An 18,719-nucleotide genomic window follows, 5' to 3' on the forward strand; every position below is an offset into this window, starting at 1 on the left:
GCGGGGCCGCGGTTAGCCTCGTCCCGTGCTGCTCGCCTTCGACACCGCCACCCCGCAGGTCAGCGTCGCCATCACCGACCGCGACGACCCCGAGCGGGTGCTGGTCGAGCTGACCTCCGAGCGGGCGATGAAGCACGGCGAGCAGCTCGCCCCGCTGATCGCGGAGGCGCTGGAGCGGTGCGGGCTGGTGCGCCAGGACCTCACCGCTCTCGCCGTGGGTGTCGGGCCGGGGCCGTTCACCGGGCTCCGGGTCGGGCTGGTGACCGCGCGCACCCTGGCGCACGTGCTCGAGATCCCCGTCTACGGCGTGTGCTCGCTCGACGTGCTCGCGGTGGAGGCGGTCGACACCGGCGCGCTGGGGGCCCCCGACGAGGGCACGGAGTTCGCGGTGGCGACCGACGCCCGCCGCAAGGAGGTCTACCTCGCGCGGTACGACGGGACGGGCGCGCGGCTGTCCGGGCCGGTGGTCGACCGGCCGGCGCAGCTGGCCACCGACGGCCCCGTCGTGGGGGAGGGTGCGCTGCTCTACCCCGACTCGTTCCCGCACGCGGTCGGCCCGTCCCGGCCGAGCGCCGGCTGGCTGGCCCGCGCGGTGGCGGGCGAGCGGGCCGAGCTGCACGACCCCGAGCCGATGTATCTGCGCCGGCCCGACGCGACCATGCCGGGCACCCCCAAGCGGGTCTCGTGACCCCGGCCGGCGCCGTGCTGGTCCGCGCGGCGGGGCCCGACGACGTCGCCGCGGTGGCCGCCTCGGAGGCGGAGAACCTGGGTGCCGACGCCTGGTCCGAGGGGCTGGTGGCCGCCGGTCTCGCCGGCGACGTGCCGACCGTGCACTACCTGGTGGCGGAGGTCGGGGGCAGCGTCGTCGGCCACGCCGTGGTGAGCGTCGTCGTCGACCTCTCGGAGCTGCAGCGCATCGCCGTCGCGTCGGCGTACCGTCGGCATGGCGTGGCCTCGGCCCTGCTCGCCGAGGTGGTGACGCTGGCCCGGGCCGGCGGCGCCGACCGGCTGCTGCTGGAGGTCCGCGAGAACAACGCGGCCGCGAAGTCGTTCTACGCCGCCGCGGGGTTCGTCGAGGTCGACCGGCGACCGCGCTACTACGCCGACGGCACCACCGCCGTCGTGCTGTGCCTCTCCCTGGGTCCCGGCTGCGACCGGCCGCCCGCCACAATGGCCCCGTGAGTGAACCCGACGGCCCCCTGGTCCTGGGCATCGAGACCTCCTGCGACGAGACCGGTGTCGGCATCGTCCGCGGCCGGACGCTGCTGGCCGACGCGGTGGCGAGCAGCGTCGACGAGCACGCCCGGTTCGGCGGCGTCGTCCCCGAGGTGGCCAGCCGCGCGCACCTGGAGGCGATGGTGCCGACGGTCGAACGGGCCTGCGAGACCGCCGGTGTCCGGCTGCACGACGTCGACGCGATCGCGGTGACCAGCGGGCCCGGGTTGGCCGGTGCGCTGCTGGTGGGGGTGGCGGCCGCGAAGGCGCTGGCGCTGGCGCTCGGTAAGCCGATCTACGGCGTGAACCACCTCGCCGCGCATGTCGCGGTCGACCAGCTCGAGCACGGGCCGCTGCCCGAGCCGTGTCTGGCGATGCTGGTCAGCGGCGGCCACTCCAGCCTGCTGCGGGTCACCGACGTCACCACCGGAGTGCAGCCGATGGGCTCGACCATCGACGACGCCGCGGGCGAGGCCTTCGACAAGGTGGCCAGGCTGCTGGGCCTGCCGTTCCCGGGCGGGCCGCACATCGACCGGGTGGCCCGCGAGGGCAGCAGCGTCTACGTCGACTTCCCGCGTGGGCTGACTTCGCGCCGCGACCTGGAGCGGCACCGCTTCGACTTCTCGTTCTCCGGCCTGAAGACCGCGGTGGCCCGCTGGGTCGAGGCCCGTGAGCGGTCCGGTGAGCCCGTGCCGGTGGCCGACGTGGCCGCCAGCTTCCAGGAGGCGGTCTGCGACGTGCTGGTCCGCAAGGCGCTGGACGCCGCGCGCAGCGAGGGCATCGAGGACCTCCTCATCGGCGGCGGCGTGGCCGCGAACTCGCGGCTGCGGGCGATGGCCGAGGAGCGGGCCGCCGGGCTCGGCATCCGGGTACGGGTGCCGCGGCCGGGGCTGTGCACCGACAACGGCGCGATGGTCGCGGCGCTGGGCGCCGAGATGGTCGCCCGCGGGCGCACCGCGTCCAGTCTCGACCTGCCGGCCGACTCGAGCATGCCGGTCACCGAGGTGCTGGCCGGCTGAGCGCCGGCCAGCACCTCGGTGCGGCTCACTCGAACGGCCGGTGCAGCAGGAAGAACTCGGTCTCCAGCCCCTCGACCCGGTCGGGCGGGCTCACCCGTTCGGCGCTGCCGTCGACGCCGAGGCGCAGGATCACCTGGGTGGTGTCCTCCTGCACCACGGCCAGCACGTGGTCGTCGTCCTCCCAGGCCGCCTCGACCAGCTGGGCCACAGGGCCGCCGCGGGTGCCGTCGAAGGTGACCACCGGGTCGCCCGTGCGGGCGTCGAGGATCGACAGGTTGTCGTGGGTCGGCACCGCATCGCCCGCATAGCCGATCACCAGGGAGCCGTCGGGGCTGAGGTCCTCCAGCCGCAGGTCGCAGCGCGACCACAGCGGCTCGGCCGCGTCGGCCTCGATGACGCCCGAGCACTGCTGGCTGCGCAGGTCGAGGTAGTCGGTCTGGACGGCGAGCAGGCCGCTGGCCGGTGAGGCGTCCCAGACCTTGAGCAGTCCGGGGAGCTCGACGGGGTCGCTCCCGTCGAACGGCACCAGCCGGTGCCGTGGGCCATCGCCCTCATCACCCTCGTAGACCACGGCGTCGGGCAGCATCCCGGCGGGGATCCCGCTGAACGCGAGCCCGACCGGCGTGCGCACCGGGTCGGCGCCGTCGGTGGAGACCGCCACGGTCGCCTCGCGGCCGATGGTGGCCTCGGTCAGCTCGACCCAGGCCACCCGGGAGCCGTCGGGGGAGCCGACCACGACCGGACCGGCCGGTCCGAGGTCGTCGACGATGCGGAAGTCGGCGTCGAGCCGGAAGGCGTGGACGCTCCAGTCGTCGCCGAGCGGCTCGCCCGGGCCGAGCGCGAGGTAGCCGTCGTCCCAAGGCACCACCTGCGAGAACGGCGTGTCGAGCGGCAGCTCTCGGTCGCCGTCGATGAGGACCTCGTCGTCGACGCGGAGGTAGGGCGCCGCGGGCGGTTCGCCCGCCGCCACGTCGATGGTCAACCCGACCGTGCCCACGGCCGGGGGCACCGCGGGCGGCAGTGGCTCAGTGCGGGAGGCGTCACCACCGGCGGTGAGCCCCACCGGCACCGCGATCGCGGCCACCGCGGCGGCGGCGACCACCGCGGTCGTCATCCGCCGCCGGCGCCGGATCGTGTGCGCCCTGCCGCGCACCTCGGCCAGCCCGAACGGGGCGTCGTGCAGCCGGTCGGCCCTCGTGGCGAGGGTGCGCTCCAGGCGCTGCTCCAGGGTGTCGTGGTCGTTCATCGCTCCTCCTCCCGGAGCTCGGCGGGCACCCGCGACCGCAGTGCGGCCAGGGCCCGGCTGGTCTGTGACTTCACGGTGCCGACGCTGACGCCGAGCAGGTCGGCGGTCTCGGCCTCGGTGAGCTGTTCGTAGTAGCGCAGCACCACCACGGCGCGCGCCTTGCGGGGCAGGGTCTGCACCAGCGCCCAGAGTGCGCCGCTCTCGCCCTCGTCGTAGGCGTCGAGCACCGGCTGCGGCTCCGGCACCTCGTCGGTGGCGTGCTCCTTGCGCTTCCAGGCCCGCCGCCACAGCGAGTTGTGCTCGTTGACCAGGATCCGCCGGGCGTAGCCGTCGAGCGCGCCGCGGTCGCGGACCTTGTCCCAGCTCAGGTAGAGCTTGGCCAGCGAGGTCTGCAGCAGGTCCTCGGCCTCGTGCCGGTCGCCGGTGAGCAGGTACGCCGTGCGCAGCAGCGCGGGCTGGCGGGCCTGCAGGTAGTCGGTGAAGTCGGCGTCCCGCCGGTCACGGGCGCTCACGGCGCCGTCACCGGGCTTCGCCCTCGTGGTGGCCTGCATGGAGTCCCCTGGGTGCCGTGGTTGCTGACACCTGCAGGACGCGAACGGGGGAGCGAAGGTTGCAGCGCCCCGACCGACCGGACCAGGACATCCGGACCGCTCGGAGTGGGTGGATCGTGATCAGTCGACCCGGCTGAGCTCGTGCGGCTTCTCCTCGTCGCCGTGGCCGGGCCACCAGGCCGCGTGGCCGATGAGCGCGGTGAGGGCGGGGGTGAAGAAGATCGACATCACGAACGCGACGATCGCGATGCCGCAGGAGAGCGCGAAGCCCATCGACAGCAGCAGGGTGTTGCCGCCCAGCATCAGCGAGGCGAACGTGCCGGCCAGGATGACCCCGGCGGCCACGATCGTGGGGCCGGCGTGCTTGACCGCCTGGGCGGCGGCGTCGCGCGGGTTCTTGCCGTCGCGGGCCTCCTCCCGCAACCGGGCGATCATCAAGATGTTGTAGTCGGTGCCGAGGGCGGTCACGAACAGATAGATGTAGATCGGCAGCATGAAGATCAGGCCGGCCTCGCCCATCAGGTGCTGGAACACGATCACGGTCGCGCCCAGCGTGGCGGCGAACCCGAGGCCGACCGCCGCCATGAGGTACCACGGCGCGACCAGGCTGCGCAGCAGCAGGGCCAGGATCAGCATGATGATCACCGCCGCGACCGGGAACACGATCGAGTAGTCGCGGGCCATGGCGTCCTGCAGGTCGGCGAAGACCGACGGGGTGCCGCCCACCAGCGCCTCGGTGCCGTCGGGGGCGGCGTCGTGCGCCGCGTCGCGGATCGGACCCTTCACGTCGCGCAGGGCCTCGTCGGAGGCGGGGTCGCTGTCGAGGATCAGGCTGAACTGTGCGGCCGTGCCGTCCTGCGACGGCTGGCCGGGGTAGACCTGGTCCACCCCCTCGGCCTCGGCGAGCGCGGCGCCGAACTGCTCGAGCGCCGCCGGGTCGAGCGGGTCGTCGGAGGTCAGCAGCACCGGCACGGGCTCGCTCGCACCGGCGGCGAAGTGGTCCTGGAAGGTCTCCAGCGCCGTGGTCGACTCGACGTCGTCGGGCAGGCTGGAGGTGAAGTCGAACGACGGGTTGAACCCGAGCGCGAACGTGGCCAGGGCGGCCATCACCAGCCCGGACACCGCGGCGAAGACGGCCGGACGCCGGCCCAGCGACTCGCCGACCGAGCCGAAGCGGGCGGCCTCGGGCTCGGCCCGCCACTTGCGGGCGGGCCAGAACATGGCCCGACCGAGCACGGTGGCGAGGGCCGGCACCAGGGTCAGGGCGGCCAGCAGCGTGACGCCCACGGCGATCGCCAGCGCCGGCCCGATCGCCCGGAAGATGCTCAGCGAGCTGAGCAGCAGGGCCAGGAACGCGACGATCACCGCGCCGCCGGCCGAGGCGATCGCCTCGCCGGCGCGTTCGAGCGCGTGCACCACCGAGGCCCGGGTCTCCTCGCCCTGCCGCAGCCGCTCGCGGTAGCGGAACAGGAAGAACAGGATGTAGTCGGTGCCGATGCCGTAGAGGACGACGACGAGGATCGTCTCGATCGAGGAGTCGGCCTTGAGGTCGAACGCCTCGTTGGCCCAGGCGATCAGGCCGGTGGCGACCATCGAGACCAAGGTGACCACGACGATCGGCAGCAGGCAGATGATCACGCTGCGGAAGATGATCGCGAGCAGCAGCACGATCAGCACCACGGTGGCGACGGCCACGATCGCGAGCGTCTGCTCGCTGGACTCCTGGGAGTCGAGCCCCTGCGGCACCGACCCGGTGGTGGCGACCTCGAGGCCGGTGTCGTCGAGCAGCGGCTCGAGGTCCTCGCGCAGCTGCTCGGCGTCCTCGAACGCCTGCGGGTCGAAGCCGGTCGCCCCCTCGGCGAGACCGATGATGCCGATCTGCACCAGGCCGTCCTCGGAGACGTTGGGCCGGCCCTCGGGGCTGACCGTGACGACCTGCTGGACGAACGTCTCCTCGCCGAGCCTGGGCCCCAGCTCCTCGGCCACTCGCGCGACCGTGGCCTGGTCCTCCTCGGCGAGCGGCTCGCCGTCCTCGCGCTCGAAGACCAAGATGGCGGCGGGGGTCGTGGCGCCCGGGAACTTCTCGGACTGCAGCTCCATGGCCTGGACCGACTCGTAGTGGTCGGGCAGGAACTCCGACTCCTCGGTGGTGGTCTGCAGCTGGGGGGCCATCGAGACGACCACTCCGGCGAGCACCACCCACGCGGCGATCACGAACCAGGGACGACGGGACACCAGGCGACCGAGGGCTCCGAACACGTGACGGAACGCTAGCGGGCGGCACCCCCTGGGGGACACCGACTTTCGGCGGCCCTCTGGACCGACCTGCGGATCGGATGCACCCACCCCGGGACGAGACGTCCGGGACGGAGCCGGGCGGCCCCGCGGCCGCATCCGTAGGGTGGCAGTGCCGCCGCCGGTCGCGAGCCCGGTCGGCCCCGACGCATCCAGAGGAGCACGCATGCAGCAGGTGAAGGCCGTCGTCGCCCGGACCAAGGGCGCCCCCGTCGAGGTGGTCACGATCAACGTCCCCGACCCCGGCCCGGGCGAGGCGGTCGTGAAGATCTCGACCTGCGGGGTCTGCCACACCGACCTGCACTATCGCGAGGGCGGCATCAACGACGACTTCCCGTTCCTGCTCGGCCACGAGGCCGCCGGCGTCGTCGAGGCCGTCGGGCCCGACGTCACCGGGGTCGCGCCCGGCGACTTCGTGGTGCTCAACTGGCGCGCGGTCTGCGGGGAGTGCCGCGCCTGCAAGCGCGGCGACCTGCACTACTGCTTCGCCACCCACAACGCCACCCAGAAGATGACGCTGGCCGACGGTCCCGACGCCGGCGCCGAGCTGTCCCCGGCCCTGGGCATCGGCGCGTTCGCCGAGAAGACGCTGGTCGCGGCCGGCCAGTGCACCAAGGTCGACGCCGAGGCGCGCCCGGCCGCGGTCGGGCTGCTCGGCTGCGGCGTGATGGCCGGCATCGGCGCGGCGATCAACACCGGCGCGGTGACCCGGGGCAAGAGCGTCGCCGTGATCGGTTGCGGAGGGGTGGGGGTGGCCGCCGTCGCCGGCTCCGCGCTGGCCGGAGCCAGTCCGGTCATCGCCGTCGACATCGACGCGAAGAAGCTCGCCAAGGCCGTCGAGATGGGGGCGACCCACACCGTCGACTCCTCCCAGAGCGACCCGGTCGAGGAGATCAAGCGCATCTGCGCCGCCACCTATGAGGGGGCCGAGGGGGCCGACGTCGTGATCGAGGCGGTCGGCCGCCCCGAGACCTGGAAGCAGGCGTTCTACGCCCGCGACCTCGCCGGCACCGTGGTGCTCGTCGGCGTCCCCACCCCGGAGATGAAGGTGCCCGACCTGCCGCTGATCGACGTCTTCGGCCGCGGCGGGGCGCTGAAGTCCAGCTGGTACGGCGACTGCCTGCCCTCGCGGGACTTCCCGATGCTGGTCGACCTCTACCGCCAGGGCCGGCTCGACCTCGACGGGTTCGTCAGCGAGGAGATCGGCATCGGCGACGTCGAGGCCGCGTTCGAGAAGATGCACCACGGTGAGGTGCTGCGCTCGGTGGTGGTGCTCTGATGGCCGGCTCCACCGGCGCCCGCGTCGACCACACCGTCACCTCCGGCACCTTCAGCCTGGACGGTCAGACCTTCGATGTCGACAACAACGTCTGGGTGGTCGGCGACGACACCGAGTGCGTGGTGATCGACGCACCCCACTCCGTCGACGACATCCTCGCGGTGGTGGGGGAGCGCACGATCAAGGCGATCCTGCTCACCCACGCACACGACGACCACTGCCGCGTCGCGCCGGCGCTCCGCGAGCGCGCCAACGGCGGCTCGGGGGCACCCGTCCTGCTGCACCCCGACGACCGGCCGCTGTGGGAGCTCACCCACGGTGGCCCCGACGCCACCGACGGACGCCTGTGGGACGTCGACCTGGCCGACGGCTTCGAGATCGCCGTCGGCGGCACCACCCTGCGCGCCCTGCACACCCCCGGTCACGCGCCCGGCGCGGTCTGCTTCCACGCACCCGACCTGGGCTGCGTGTTCACCGGCGACACGCTCTTCCAGGGCGGCCCCGGGGCGACCGGCCGGTCGTTCTCCGACGAGGACCAGATCAAGGCCTCCATCCGGGCCCGGCTGTTCGCGCTGCCCGACGAGACCGTCGTCCACACCGGTCACGGCCCCGACACCACCATCGGGGCCGAGCGCGCCGGCCTCGGCGACGCCTGACCCGGACGCCTGACGCCGTCCGGCCCGCCGGGGGTTAGCCTGGCCGCGGATCGGGGAAGAACAGGTCCATGGACCAGGCCCGCCAGGCGTACTGGGCTGCCCTGACCGCGGCCGACCGGCACGCCGCCCTCGAGGTTGCCAAGCAGTTGCGGCAGCGTGGCCAGGCACCGCTGTCGATCATCGAGCGGCTCGTCGTCCCCGCTCAGGCCCGCCTCACCGAGCTGTGGCTCGACGGCGCCTGGACGGCGGAGCAGCAGAAGGCGGCCGCCGACGTCAACGAGGGCATCGTGCACTGGCTGTGCTCGTTCACCCCCGCCCCACCGCCGGAAGCGCCCCTGGTCGTGGTCGCCGGCCTCGACGGGGAGCGGCACACCCTCGGCGCCGTGGTCGTCGCCGAGCGGTTGGCCACGGCGGGCTACCGGGTGCGCACGCTCAGCGCTGCCGGCACCGACGAGCTGCTGCGTACCGTGCTCACCCGCAAGCCGCGCGCCGTCGTCGTCGACGCCGCGCTCACCTCGTCGCTGGCCACCCACCGCGCGCTGTTCGACCACCTGCGCGCGATCGGCGTCCCGGTGGTCGCGGGCGGGCCGGCCTTCGCCGGCGACGAGCGGCGGGCCACCGCGCTCGGGGCGGCCGGCCTCGCCGACAGCAGCGAGGAGCTGTGCCGGCTGCTCGAGACGCTGCCGCCGCGGCTGACCCCCCAGCCACCCCGCGAGCCCGGGCCCGCCGAGCTCGAGGCGCGCTGGATCCTCGACTACCACGACGAGATCACGCCGTACGTCGTCCGGGCGCTCGCCGCACGCCACCCGCAGGCGCGCGGGACCTGGCAGGCCGAGCTGCCGGGGTTCGTCGACCACCTGCTCGGCTGCCTGGCGTCGTCGTTGGTGACCGGTGACGAGACGATCGTGGTCGAGGTGCGCGAGTGGCTGGCCCGGGTGCTGAGGGCGCGCGGCGCCGAGCCCGGCCTGGCCGCCGAGGTCTGGCGGCTGGTCGCCGAGCCGCTGCGCGGTCATCCCCTCGCGCGGGTGCACCTCGCTGCCGCCGCGATCCCGGGCGAAGGCCCGCGAGAGGTCCCGAGCAACGGGGGGCTCTCGTCCCGAGGACCCATGACCTAGGGCTCTCTACGAGAGTGCTGGAAATTTCTACCGTTAAGGACATGAACGGTGACGCCGGGTCACCGTCCGTTCCTTAGGAGTCACCGTGCGCTCTGCACTCGACAAGCTCGTCTCTTGGGTCGGCCTCGCGCTGGCCGCCGTCCTCCTCGTCGCGGGTGGCCTGCTCACCTGGGCCAACACCTTCATCGCCGACCAGGTCGAGGAGCAGTTCGCTGCTCAGGACATCACCATGCCGGAGGGCCCCGCCCTGGAGAGCCTCTCCGAGTCCGACCGCGCCGAGCTCGAGGAGTTCGCCGGCAGCCCGCTCGACAGCGGCCCCGAGGCCAAGGCCTTCGCCGACAACTACATCCTCGCCCACATGAACTCCTCCGGTGAGGCGCTCGCCGGCGAGCCCGTGACCTACGAGGAGGCCAGCTCGCAGGGCCGTGCCCTGATGGCCGCCATCGCCGAGAACCCCGACGCCACCGAGGAGGAGAAGGCCGAGGCTCAGGCCTGGATGGACCTGCGTGAGTCGCTCTTCATGGGCAACACCCTCCGCGGCCTGCTGCTCTACGGCTACGCCTTCGCCACCATGGGCACGATCGCCGGCTTCGCCGCCATCGCCTCCTTCGTCGGTGCCGGCGCCATGCTGGTCCTCGCGCTGCTCGGCTTCTGGCACGCCAAGCGGATCTCCACCGTCGAGACCACCCAGCGTGAGGCCGCGCTCGTCTGAACCCGCACCACCGAGAAGCACCTAGCACCACCTCATCCGGAAGCCCGGGCGGAATCCCCGCCCGGGCTTCCGGGCGTCTCGGCGTGTTCGGTGCGCGCTGACCTGTCGCTCGTGGTTGGTGATGAGGCGCTGACCTGCCACGCGTGGTGGGTGTTCACCCGGTGACCTGCCACGTGGTGGGTGAAGGGGTGTTGACCTGTCGCTCGTGGTTGGTGATGAGGCGCCGACCCGCCGCTCATGGTGGGGAATGTGGCACCGACCCGCCGCTCGTGGTGGGTAGGCAGCTCGCCGTGGTCTGGGGTCGCGGGGCAGTGGGATGGGTGAGAGTCTCGCGGTCGCCTTGGGGTGGGCTTCAGACCAACCCCCGCTTGGTCACCGTCGGCGGTCACCTCCCCGTTGGTGGGGCGTGTCCCGACCCGTCAGCCATTCCCTCCCCCGCTTCGCTCCTCCGGGAATGCCGGACGGGTCGGCGGAGGTCGCGGCCCGATGATCCGCGACACCTGATGTCTCGGGGTGGTCATCCGCCCCGGGGCGCAGGGCGGCGCGGGTCATGGGTTGGCCGGGTCATCGCGGCGTAGCCGCGAACCCCCTTCTTTCCGGGGTCGGTGAGCCCGGCGCCGGGCGCGGGGTGGGGCGGCGGAGCCGGAGGGGCCCCGAGGCCGTGGATGGGCCTGGCCCCCGCTCCGTGAGGAACGAGCGGAGCGGGTGGTTTGGCCGAGCGGGCCCCTCCGGCGCAGCCGACCCGCCCCACCCACACACGCCCCCGGTCCTCACCAACACCCCGAAGCCCCGCGCGCAGCGGAAAGCCCCGCGCAGCGGCGTCCACACCAACCCCGAGACAGTCCGATCAGAGCGGCCGCACCAGCAGCGCGGTCCCATGACCGGCCACGCGGGTGAGCACGAGCGTGGCCGTCTGGTCGCCGCGCAGCTGGAGGCGCTGGCGCAGCTCCTCGGGGACGATGTCGACACCGCGCTTCTTGATGGTCAGCGACCCGATGCCTCGCGTCAGGAGGGCGGCGCGCAGCGGCTTCTCGCGGTAGGGGAGCTCCTCGAGCACCTCGTAGGCGCGGGCGAACGGGGTCTCCAGCAGGTCGAGGTCGGTGGTGTCGGTGGTGACGTAGGCGAGGTGCTCGTCGACCAGGCCGCCGTCGACCGCCGCCGCGACCGCGGTGACCAGGCCGGCGCGGATCACCGCGCCGTCGGGCTCGAGCAGGAACCGTCCCAGCGGCACCACGCCGGCGCCCGGGTCGTCCTCGGCGGTGAGTGTGGCCAGGCCGTGCTCGCCGCGCCGGCCGGCACCGGCGGCGGGGATCACGGTGGCACGACGGGTGGTGGTGGCCAGCCGGCCCGACCACAGTGCCGCCTCCTTGACCTCGCCGTGGTCGCTGACCCACTCGGCCTCCACCCCGGGCGGCACGAGGTCGTGCGGGATGCCGGGGGCTGTCTTCACGCAGGCGTCGCGGGCGAGGAGGCGTTCGACGAACGGCCAGGGCGGGGTCCAGTCGGCGGCCTCGAAGGTGCGCCCGCGGGGGCTGCGGCGGGCCGGGTCGGCGAACGCGACGTCGAACGGGCTGGTGTCGACCCGGGTCGCGTCGGCGACGGTGACCGCGCCGTCGAGCCCCAGTGCGGCGAGGTTGGCCTCGGCGACGGCGACCCGCTCGGGGTCGAGGTCGATGCCGGCGGCGACCAGTCCCGCCTGGGCGAACGCGACCAGGTCGCCGCCGATCCCGCAGCCGAGGTCGATGACGCTGGCGGCCTCGAAGGCCTGCAGCCGGGCCGCCCGGTGGGTGGCGACGCGCTGCCGGGTGGCCTGCTCGAGCCCGTCGGGGGTGAAGTACATCCGGGCGGCCAGGTCGCCGAACTTGGCCACGGCCTTGCGACGCAGCCCGGCCTGGGTGAGGGCCACGGCGACCCGCTCCGGCTCGGCGACGCGCCGCAGGGTGGCGTGGGCGCGCAACGGGTCGGCGTCCGCCAGCTCCTCGGCGTCCGCCAGCAGGCGCTGGCCGTCGTCGGTGAGCAGCCAGCGGAAGGCGTCGAGGTCCATCCGTCGATCCTGTCAGGTCGCCCGCGGGGTGAGAGGGGCCCCCGCTGGCACTCCGACGAGGGGAGTGCTAGTTTCGTCGTTGGCACTCTCGGTAGGAGTGTGCCAACGCACGCGCTGCGACGTACGACCCCCGCGACGGCGTACCGAACACGCAGGCGTCACCACCGACGACTACCAACAGACGTATTCAGAAAGTGGAGGTCGACACCGTGTCGGTCAACATCAAGCCCCTCGAGGACCGCATCGTCGTCAAGCCGCTCGACGCCGAGCAGACCACGGCCTCCGGCCTGGTCATCCCGGACACCGCCAAGGAGAAGCCCCAGGAGGGTGAGGTCGTGGCCGTCGGCCCCGGCCGCTTCAACGAGGACGGCGACGAGCGCATCCCCATGGACATCTCCGTGGGCGACAAGGTCATCTACAGCAAGTACGGCGGCACCGAGGTGAAGTACTCCGGCGAGGAGTTCCTCATCCTCTCGGCGCGCGACGTCCTCGCGATCGTTTCCTGATTTCCCCGGGTCGTCCGCCTGCGGCTTGCCTCGTGCATGCCGTGGGCGGGCGGCCCGAACTCGTTGCTGGACCCGCTGAAGGAGAACCATGCCCAAGATCCTGGAGTTCGACGAGCACGCCCGCCGCGCGCTGGAGCGCGGAGTCGACGCGCTCGCCAACGCGGTCAAGGTGACGCTCGGCCCCAAGGGCCGCTACGTCGTCCTGGACAAGAAGTGGGGCGCCCCGACCATCACCAACGACGGTGTCACCGTCGCGCGTGAGGTCGAGCTGGACGACCCGTTCGAGAACCTCGGTGCGCAGCTGACCAAGGAGGTTGCCACCAAGACCAACGACATCGCCGGTGACGGCACCACCACCGCCACCGTGCTCGCCCAGGCGATGGTGCACGAGGGCCTGCGCGCGGTCGCCGCCGGCGTCAACCCGATGGGCCTCAAGCGCGGCATGGACCTCGCCGCCGAGGCGGTCGGCGACGCGCTGCGCGAGGCGGCCCGCGAGGTCGACTCGAAGGAGGACATGGCCTCGGTGGCCACGATCTCCAGCCGCGACAGCCACATCGGCGAGCTGCTCGCCGAGGCCTTCGACAAGGTCGGCAAGGACGGTGTGATCACCGTCGAGGAGTCCAACACCATGGGCACCGAGCTCGACTTCACCGAGGGCATGCAGTTCGACAAGGGCTACATCTCGCAGTACTTCGTCACCGACCCCGAGCGCATGGAGGCGGTCCTCGACGACCCGTACATCCTCCTGCACCAGGGGAAGATCTCGGCGATCTCCGAGCTGCTGCCGCTGCTGGAGAAGGTCATCGCCGCCGGCAAGCCGCTGTTCATCATCGCCGAGGACGTCGAGGGCGAGGCGCTCTCGACGCTGGTCGTGAACAAGATCCGCGGCACCTTCAACGCGGTCGCGGTCAAGGCCCCCGCCTTCGGCGACCGCCGCAAGGCGATGCTGCAGGACATCGCGATCCTCACCGGCGGCCAGGTCATCGCCCCCGAGGTCGGCCTCAAGCTCGACCAGGTCGGCCTCGAGGTGCTCGGCCAGGCCCGGCGCGTGGTGGTCACCAAGGACGACACCACGATCGTCGACGGCGCGGGCGACCACGCCGCCGTCGAGGGCCGGGTCAACCAGATCAAGGCCGAGATCGAGAACACCGACTCCGACTGGGACCGCGAGAAGCTCCAGGAGCGCCTCGCGAAGCTCGCCGGCGGTGTCTGCGTGATCAAGGTCGGCGCCGCCACCGAGGTGGAGCTGAAGGAGAAGAAGCACCGCATCGAGGACGCCGTCTCCGCGACCCGCGCCGCGATCGAGGAGGGCATCGTCGCTGGCGGTGGCTCTGCTCTGGTGCACGCCGCGTCGGTGCTGGAGGGCGACCTCGGGCTCGAGGGCGACGAGGCGGCCGGCGTGCGCATCGTCCGTCGCTCGGTCGACGAGCCGCTGCGCTGGATCGCCGAGAACGGTGGCGTCGAGGGCTACGTCGTGGTCGCCAAGGTCCGCGAGGCCGGTCTCGGCAACGGCTACAACGCCGCCACCGAGGAGTACGGCGACCTGGTCGCCCAGGGCGTCCTCGACCCGGTCAAGGTGACCCGCTCCGCGCTGGTCAACGCGACCTCGATCGCGGGCATGCTGCTCACGACCGAGACGCTGGTCGTCGAGAAGCCCGAGGAGGAGGACGACGCTCCCGCCGCGGGCCACGGCCACGGGCACGGTCACGGCCACTGACACAACCCGCTGACCTGCCACTCGTGGTGGGCCAGCAGAGCTCGACCCGTCACTTCTGTCACCAGTTGTGGCGGGTCGAGCGCATTTCACCGACCATGAGTGGCAGGTCAGCGAGGACCCATCACCCACCGATCGGGTGCACGACGATGGAGGTTGATCGACCGATCCCGGATCGACCCGGGAACCACGAGGCTCAGCAGTCGGGGAGCGGGGCGGGACGCTCCACTCCGCGCAGCAGGAACAGCCGGCGGCCATCGCCGCAGACGGCGCCGTGCTCGACGTACCGCTCCTCGACGGTGCGCTCGAGCGGTGGGCCGACGGCTGGGTTCCACGAGGAGAACGGCACCCACTCGACGAGCCAGGTCGGGGCGTCGGGGCCGGACAGCAGTGCCCGCAGCTCGGCGCGGTCCGGGTCGAGCGTGCGCATCGGCAGGCTCCACAGGAAGCGGTACGGCGAGGGCATGCCGGTCTCGAGCTGCAGGTCCGGCCGGCCGCCGTAGACGACGAGGGTGTCGCCGGGCCGGGCCGAGTCCGCGAGCGCGGAGCCGCTGGCGACCTCGTCCAGCTCCTGCTGCCCGGTGGCGTTCCAGCCGACCCAGACGACCAGCGAGACCACGGCCGAGCCGGCGGTCGCGAGCACCAGGCCGCGAGCCCACTTCCCGACCGCGGAGGGCCGCGGGCTCAGCAGCGCCACGGCCAGCACCGCCCCGGGCACCAGCGGGAAGAGGTAGTCGCGCCAGAAACTGCCGCCGCCGGCCACCCCGGCCAGGTCGACCGTGATCATCGCCAGCGCGGCGGCGGTGACCGGGGCGGCCGCCCGCCAGGCCCGGCGTACGCCGAGCAGGAGCGCGGCCAGCAGTGGAGCCAGCCCGGTGCCCACGGCGACCAGGAGCAGCAGCAGCGCCCGCCGGGCGGGAGCGTCCATGCTCTCGGAGGTGAGCACGGAAGAGGCCTCGGAGCGGAAGCCGACGACGGTGTACCAGAGCGTGTCGAGGTGCACGCCCGCTCCGACCGCCCAGGCGACGGTGGCCAGCACCGGCACCAGGGCGCCGGCGGCCAGGGCGGCCAGCAGCCCGACCAGCCGCCGACCCGTCGACCGTTCACGCCCACCCGGCGTGTCTGCGGGAATCGGTGACGGGTCGGCGAACGGGGCGGCGAGGAGCAGGACGCCGGCGAACACCAGGCCGCCGACCAGGTTCTGCTTCAGGCCCACCGCGAGCGCGCCCAGCACCCCGGCGAGCGCGGCGTGCAGGGACGCGGTGAGCAGCGAGGTGGACGACGCGCGCAGGGCCAGCAGGGCCGCGAGCACCGCGCCCAGCACCAGGGGCAGCGCCAGCACCTCTCCCTTCACCGCGACGACGTTGAGCTGGGGCGTGACGAGGAGGGCGCCGGTGGCCAGCGTGGCCCAGCCCACCGCCGCACGGCCCCCGACCAGGGCGGCCACCCGGGCGGCGAGCAGCACGGTGAGCCCGCACCCCAGCGCACCCACGACCCGCAGCGTCATCGGCCCCGCGAGCGCGTCGGCCGCGGCGACCACGGCCACCAGGCTCGGTGGGCGGTCGACGAAGTAGGGGCCGTAGAGGGTCTCCGCGCCCGGCTCCCAGGCCCGGGCGACCAGCAGGAAGCCCGCCTCGTCCGCGCGCAGGGGCCGGGCCAGCCCCACCAGCCGGATCAGCACGACCGACACGGCGACCACCGGCGGCAGGTGCCGCCACCCCACCCAGGCGGGGGCCTGGAGGAGACGGCGGTGCATGCCTCCAGCATGGCGGACGGCGTCCGCGCGGCGCTCGCGGGTTTGTCGGTGCCTCGGACATGCCCCGGAAACACCGGTGACCAGGTTGCGAAATCCGGTGCACGCACAGTGGCCTCGAGCCGGTCACCCCGGCCACCACCACCGACCCCCACACCCAAGGAGGCGCCATGCTCTGGAGAGTCCGCACCACCCTTCCCGACCGACCCGGCGCACTCGCCGGCCTGGCGCACGACTGCGGCGTCGCGGGCGTCAACATCCTCGGCCTGCAGATCTTCCCCGGCATCGAGGCGGTCACCGACGAGCTGGTGCTGCGCACCCCTGACGACTGGGGGGTCGACCGGCTGACCGAGCTGGTCCAGGGCGCCGGCGGCCACACCGTGGTGGCCGCCCCCTGCACGGAGGCGGCGCTGACCGACCAGCCGGCCCGCTACGTGCGGGCCGCCCGGTCGATCCTGGCCCAGCCCGCGTCGTTCCCCGAGGTGGTGGCTCAGCTCTTCGACGCCGAGGCGGACCCGCCCGGCGGCACCGAGACCCTCGACGTGATGGAGATGACCGTCGGTGACGTCGTCGTGCAGGTGCACCGGAAGGCACCGTTCACCGCGACCGAGCACGCCCGCGGCGCGGCCATCGCCGACCTGGTCGGCGACGTGCTCGGCCGCAGCCACCCGGCGTACGCCGTGGCGCCAGGGTTGCCAGGGCCGTCGGGCAGGCGGATGGGCGGCGGCACCACGGTCTCCCTGGTCCGCGACGGCGACACGGTCTCCGCCGTGGCCGACGAGACAGTGGTGGGGGTGGCCGTGGTGCGCGCGCCGGCGCCCGACGAGCCTGCGGCGCGGCCGGTGACGCTGCGGGTCGACCCCGGGTGGCAGCGACGCGGGATCGGCACCCGGCTGCTCCTCGAGGGGGCCCGGCTCGCGCACGACCTCGGCGCCGGGGAGATCGTGTTGACCACCCGCGCCGACAACCAGGCCGCGCTGCCGATGGTGCTCGCCACCGGACTGCGCGGCCGGATCCGGATGGCCGCCGACATGCTCACGGTGCGGGTGCCCGTGCGCGACCTGCGGCCGGTGTCGGCCTGACCCGGCCGGTACGATGCGGGCGTGGAGCTGCCCGAGAAGTTCGCTGCCCTGGGTCTGACCTACGACGACGTCCTGCTGCTGCCGGGCTACTCCGACCTGGCGCCCACCGAGATCGACACGACCTCGCGGCTGACCCGCGAGATCTCGCTGCGGGTGCCGTTGGTGAGCGCGGCGATGGACACCGTCACCGAGTCGCGGATGGCGATCGCGATGGCCCGCCACGGCGGGCTGGGCGTGCTGCACCGCAACCTGTCGATCGCCGACCAGGCCTACCAGGTCGACCTGGTCAAGCGCACCCAGACCGGGATCATCCCCAACCCGGTCACGATCGGCCCCGACGCCACGCTCGAGGACCTCGACCGCCGCTGCGGCGAGTACCGCGTCTCCGGCCTGCCCGTGGTCGACGCCGACAACCGGCTGCTCGGCATCGTGACCAACCGCGACCTGCGGTTCACGCCGGTGGCGGAGTGGGCGACCACCAAGGTCGCGGAGGTGATGACCGACGAGGGCCTGATCACCGCGCCGGTCGGCATCGACCGCGAGGAGGCCACGGCGCTGCTGCGCCGCCACAAGAAGGAGCGGCTGCCGCTGGTCGACGCCGACGGCCGGCTCGGCGGGCTGATCACCGTCAAGGACTTCGTCCGCTCCGAGCAGTTCCCGCACGCCTCCAACGACGCCCAGGGCCGACTGATGGTCGGCGCCGCGATCGGCTACTTCGGCGACGCCTGGGAGCGGGCCACCACGCTGGTCGAGGCCGGGGTCGACGTGCTGGTCGCCGACACCGCCCACGGCAACGTGCGGATGCTGCTCGAGATGGTCAAGCGGCTCAAGACCGACCCGGCGACCCGGCACGTGCAGGTCATCGGCGGCAACGTCGCCACCCGCGAGGGCGCGCAGGCGTTCGTCGACGCGGGCTCCGACGCGGTCAAGGTCGGGGTCGGGCCGGGCTCGATCTGCACCACCCGGGTGGTGACCGGCGTGGGCGTCCCCCAGGTCACCGCGGTCTACGAGGCATCGCTGGCCTGCAAGCCGGCGGGTGTGCCGGTGATCGCCGACGGCGGCATGAAGCACTCCGGCGAGATCGCCAAGGCGCTGGTCGCCGGCGCCGACGCGGTGATGGTCGGTTCGCTGCTCGCCGGCTGCGACGAGTCGCCTGGCGAGCTGGTCTTCGTGGGCGGCAAGCAGTTCAAGTCCTACCGCGGCATGGGCTCGCTGGGTGCGATGTCGAGCCGCGGCAAGAAGTCCTACTCCAAGGACCGCTACTTCCAGGCCGAGGTCTCCAGCGACGACATGATCGTGCCCGAGGGCATCGAGGGGCAGGTGGCCTACCGTGGGCCGCTGTCCGCGGTCGCCCACCAGCTGGTCGGGGGGCTGACCCAGTCGATGTTCTACGTCGGCGCGCGCACGGTCCGGGAGCTGCAGGAGAAGGGCCGGTTCGTGCGGATCACCCAGGCGTCGCTGAGCGAGAGCCACCCGCACGGCGTCCAGATGACCGTCGAGGCCCCCAACTACACCGGACGCTGAGCAGGGTT

General features: G+C 73.2%; 16 protein-coding genes. 11 read left to right on the top strand and 5 right to left on the bottom strand.

Translation table 11 applies throughout. The features are described 5' to 3' along the window. The first annotated feature begins 25 nt into the window (after positions 1-25). From tsaB to tsaD, 3 genes are read left to right on the top strand one after another with little or no spacing between them, the layout of a single operon-like run. Complete coding sequence (gene tsaB, locus D6B71_RS15925) at positions 26-688, top strand: tRNA (adenosine(37)-N6)-threonylcarbamoyltransferase complex dimerization subunit type 1 TsaB (protein WP_121256839.1); 663 nt, start codon at positions 26-28, stop codon at positions 686-688. Then, positions 685-1,182 (top strand): ribosomal protein S18-alanine N-acetyltransferase, encoded by a 498-nt coding sequence (rimI, locus tag D6B71_RS15930; RefSeq protein ID WP_240641459.1) that lies wholly within the window; start codon positions 685-687, stop codon positions 1,180-1,182. Before tsaB ends, rimI begins: the two co-directional genes overlap by 4 nt. After that, on the top strand, positions 1,179-2,234 hold the full coding sequence (gene tsaD, locus D6B71_RS15935; protein WP_121256842.1) for a tRNA (adenosine(37)-N6)-threonylcarbamoyltransferase complex transferase subunit TsaD: 1,056 nt from the start codon (positions 1,179-1,181) through the stop codon (positions 2,232-2,234). Before rimI ends, tsaD begins: the two co-directional genes overlap by 4 nt. A gap of 25 nt (positions 2,235-2,259) precedes the next feature. On the opposite strand, the gene D6B71_RS15940 is transcribed toward tsaD, so the two are convergent. The 3 genes from D6B71_RS15940 to D6B71_RS15950 form a co-directional block, all read right to left on the bottom strand. After that, positions 2,260-3,480, bottom strand: a complete 1,221-nt coding sequence (locus D6B71_RS15940) for a hypothetical protein (RefSeq protein ID WP_121256844.1) — start codon at positions 3,478-3,480, stop codon at positions 2,260-2,262. Next, complete coding sequence (locus tag D6B71_RS15945) at positions 3,477-4,031, bottom strand: SigE family RNA polymerase sigma factor (protein WP_121256847.1); 555 nt, start codon at positions 4,029-4,031, stop codon at positions 3,477-3,479. Before D6B71_RS15945 ends, D6B71_RS15940 begins: the two co-directional genes overlap by 4 nt. A 120-nt stretch (positions 4,032-4,151) precedes the next feature. Further along, positions 4,152-6,290 carry an MMPL family transporter gene (locus D6B71_RS15950; protein WP_121256850.1) on the bottom strand — a complete coding sequence of 713 codons (2,139 nt, stop codon included), beginning with the start codon at positions 6,288-6,290 and terminating at the stop codon, positions 4,152-4,154. Positions 6,291-6,492: 202 nt separating this feature from the next. Between D6B71_RS15950 and D6B71_RS15955 the strand changes: the two genes are divergently transcribed. From D6B71_RS15955 to D6B71_RS15970, 4 genes are all read left to right on the top strand, one after another. Further along, the gene (locus tag D6B71_RS15955; protein ID WP_121256852.1) at positions 6,493-7,605 is read left to right on the top strand and encodes an S-(hydroxymethyl)mycothiol dehydrogenase; all 1,113 of its coding nucleotides are present in this window, start codon (positions 6,493-6,495) and stop codon (positions 7,603-7,605) included. Next, the gene (locus D6B71_RS15960) at positions 7,605-8,261 is read left to right on the top strand and encodes an MBL fold metallo-hydrolase (RefSeq protein ID WP_121256855.1); all 657 of its coding nucleotides are present in this window, start codon (positions 7,605-7,607) and stop codon (positions 8,259-8,261) included. The genes D6B71_RS15955 and D6B71_RS15960 overlap by 1 nt, the downstream gene beginning before the upstream one ends. Before the next feature lie 68 nt (positions 8,262-8,329). Further along, positions 8,330-9,376 (top strand): cobalamin B12-binding domain-containing protein, encoded by a 1,047-nt coding sequence (locus tag D6B71_RS15965; protein ID WP_121256858.1) that lies wholly within the window; start codon positions 8,330-8,332, stop codon positions 9,374-9,376. Between the two features lie 85 nt (positions 9,377-9,461). After that, on the top strand, positions 9,462-10,088 hold the full coding sequence (locus D6B71_RS15970) for a hypothetical protein (RefSeq protein ID WP_121256861.1): 627 nt from the start codon (positions 9,462-9,464) through the stop codon (positions 10,086-10,088). An 847-nt stretch (positions 10,089-10,935) separates the two neighbouring features. On the opposite strand, the gene D6B71_RS15975 is transcribed toward D6B71_RS15970, so the two are convergent. Then, entirely contained in the window at positions 10,936-12,132 is a 1,197-nt protein-coding gene (locus D6B71_RS15975; RefSeq protein WP_121256863.1) for a class I SAM-dependent methyltransferase, read from the bottom strand. 209 nt (positions 12,133-12,341) lie between these two features. Here D6B71_RS15975 and groES point away from each other — a divergent pair, with 209 nt between their 5' ends. Together groES and groL are read left to right on the top strand one after the other, a co-directional pair. Next, positions 12,342-12,638: a co-chaperone GroES gene (groES, locus tag D6B71_RS15980; RefSeq protein ID WP_121256940.1), complete on the top strand. Its 297-nt coding sequence runs from the start codon at positions 12,342-12,344 to the stop codon at positions 12,636-12,638. 88 nt (positions 12,639-12,726) lie between these two features. Next, a complete protein-coding gene (gene groL / locus D6B71_RS15985) occupies positions 12,727-14,355 on the top strand; it encodes a chaperonin GroEL (RefSeq protein WP_121256866.1) in 1,629 nt (542 codons plus the stop codon). A 193-nt stretch (positions 14,356-14,548) separates the two neighbouring features. On the opposite strand, the gene D6B71_RS15990 is transcribed toward groL, so the two are convergent. After that, on the bottom strand, positions 14,549-16,108 hold the full coding sequence (locus D6B71_RS15990; protein ID WP_121256868.1) for a hypothetical protein: 1,560 nt from the start codon (positions 16,106-16,108) through the stop codon (positions 14,549-14,551). 167 nt (positions 16,109-16,275) lie between these two features. On the opposite strand from D6B71_RS15990, the gene D6B71_RS15995 reads away from it, so the two are divergent. Both D6B71_RS15995 and guaB read left to right on the top strand, forming a co-directional pair. Then, the gene (locus D6B71_RS15995) at positions 16,276-17,187 is read left to right on the top strand and encodes a GNAT family N-acetyltransferase (protein WP_121256871.1); all 912 of its coding nucleotides are present in this window, start codon (positions 16,276-16,278) and stop codon (positions 17,185-17,187) included. A 21-nt stretch (positions 17,188-17,208) separates the two neighbouring features. Next, positions 17,209-18,711, top strand: coding sequence for an IMP dehydrogenase (guaB, locus tag D6B71_RS16000; protein ID WP_121256874.1), 1,503 nt, complete (start codon positions 17,209-17,211; stop codon positions 18,709-18,711). Positions 18,712-18,719: the final 8 nt, after the last annotated feature.

The organism is Nocardioides ferulae (assembly GCF_003660455.1).
In the GTDB taxonomy this organism is placed as follows: domain Bacteria; phylum Actinomycetota; class Actinomycetes; order Propionibacteriales; family Nocardioidaceae; genus Nocardioides; species Nocardioides ferulae.

Bases quoted from the DNA above. Each gene is read 5' to 3' on its own strand.
- D6B71_RS15975 (WP_121256863.1), bottom strand. From the start codon at position 12,132: ATGGACCTCGACGCCTTCCGCTGGCTGCTCACCGACGACGGCCAGCGC.
- D6B71_RS15965 (WP_121256858.1), top strand. From the start codon at position 8,330: ATGGACCAGGCCCGCCAGGCGTACTGGGCTGCCCTGACCGCGGCCGAC.
- D6B71_RS15945 (WP_121256847.1), bottom strand. From the start codon at position 4,031: ATGCAGGCCACCACGAGGGCGAAGCCCGGTGACGGCGCCGTGAGCGCC.
- groL (WP_121256866.1), top strand. From the start codon at position 12,727: ATGCCCAAGATCCTGGAGTTCGACGAGCACGCCCGCCGCGCGCTGGAG.
- D6B71_RS15990 (WP_121256868.1), bottom strand. From the start codon at position 16,108: ATGCACCGCCGTCTCCTCCAGGCCCCCGCCTGGGTGGGGTGGCGGCAC.
- D6B71_RS15960 (WP_121256855.1), top strand. From the start codon at position 7,605: ATGGCCGGCTCCACCGGCGCCCGCGTCGACCACACCGTCACCTCCGGC.
- D6B71_RS15955 (WP_121256852.1), top strand. From the start codon at position 6,493: ATGCAGCAGGTGAAGGCCGTCGTCGCCCGGACCAAGGGCGCCCCCGTC.
- D6B71_RS15995 (WP_121256871.1), top strand. From the start codon at position 16,276: ATGCTCTGGAGAGTCCGCACCACCCTTCCCGACCGACCCGGCGCACTC.
- D6B71_RS15940 (WP_121256844.1), bottom strand. From the start codon at position 3,480: ATGAACGACCACGACACCCTGGAGCAGCGCCTGGAGCGCACCCTCGCC.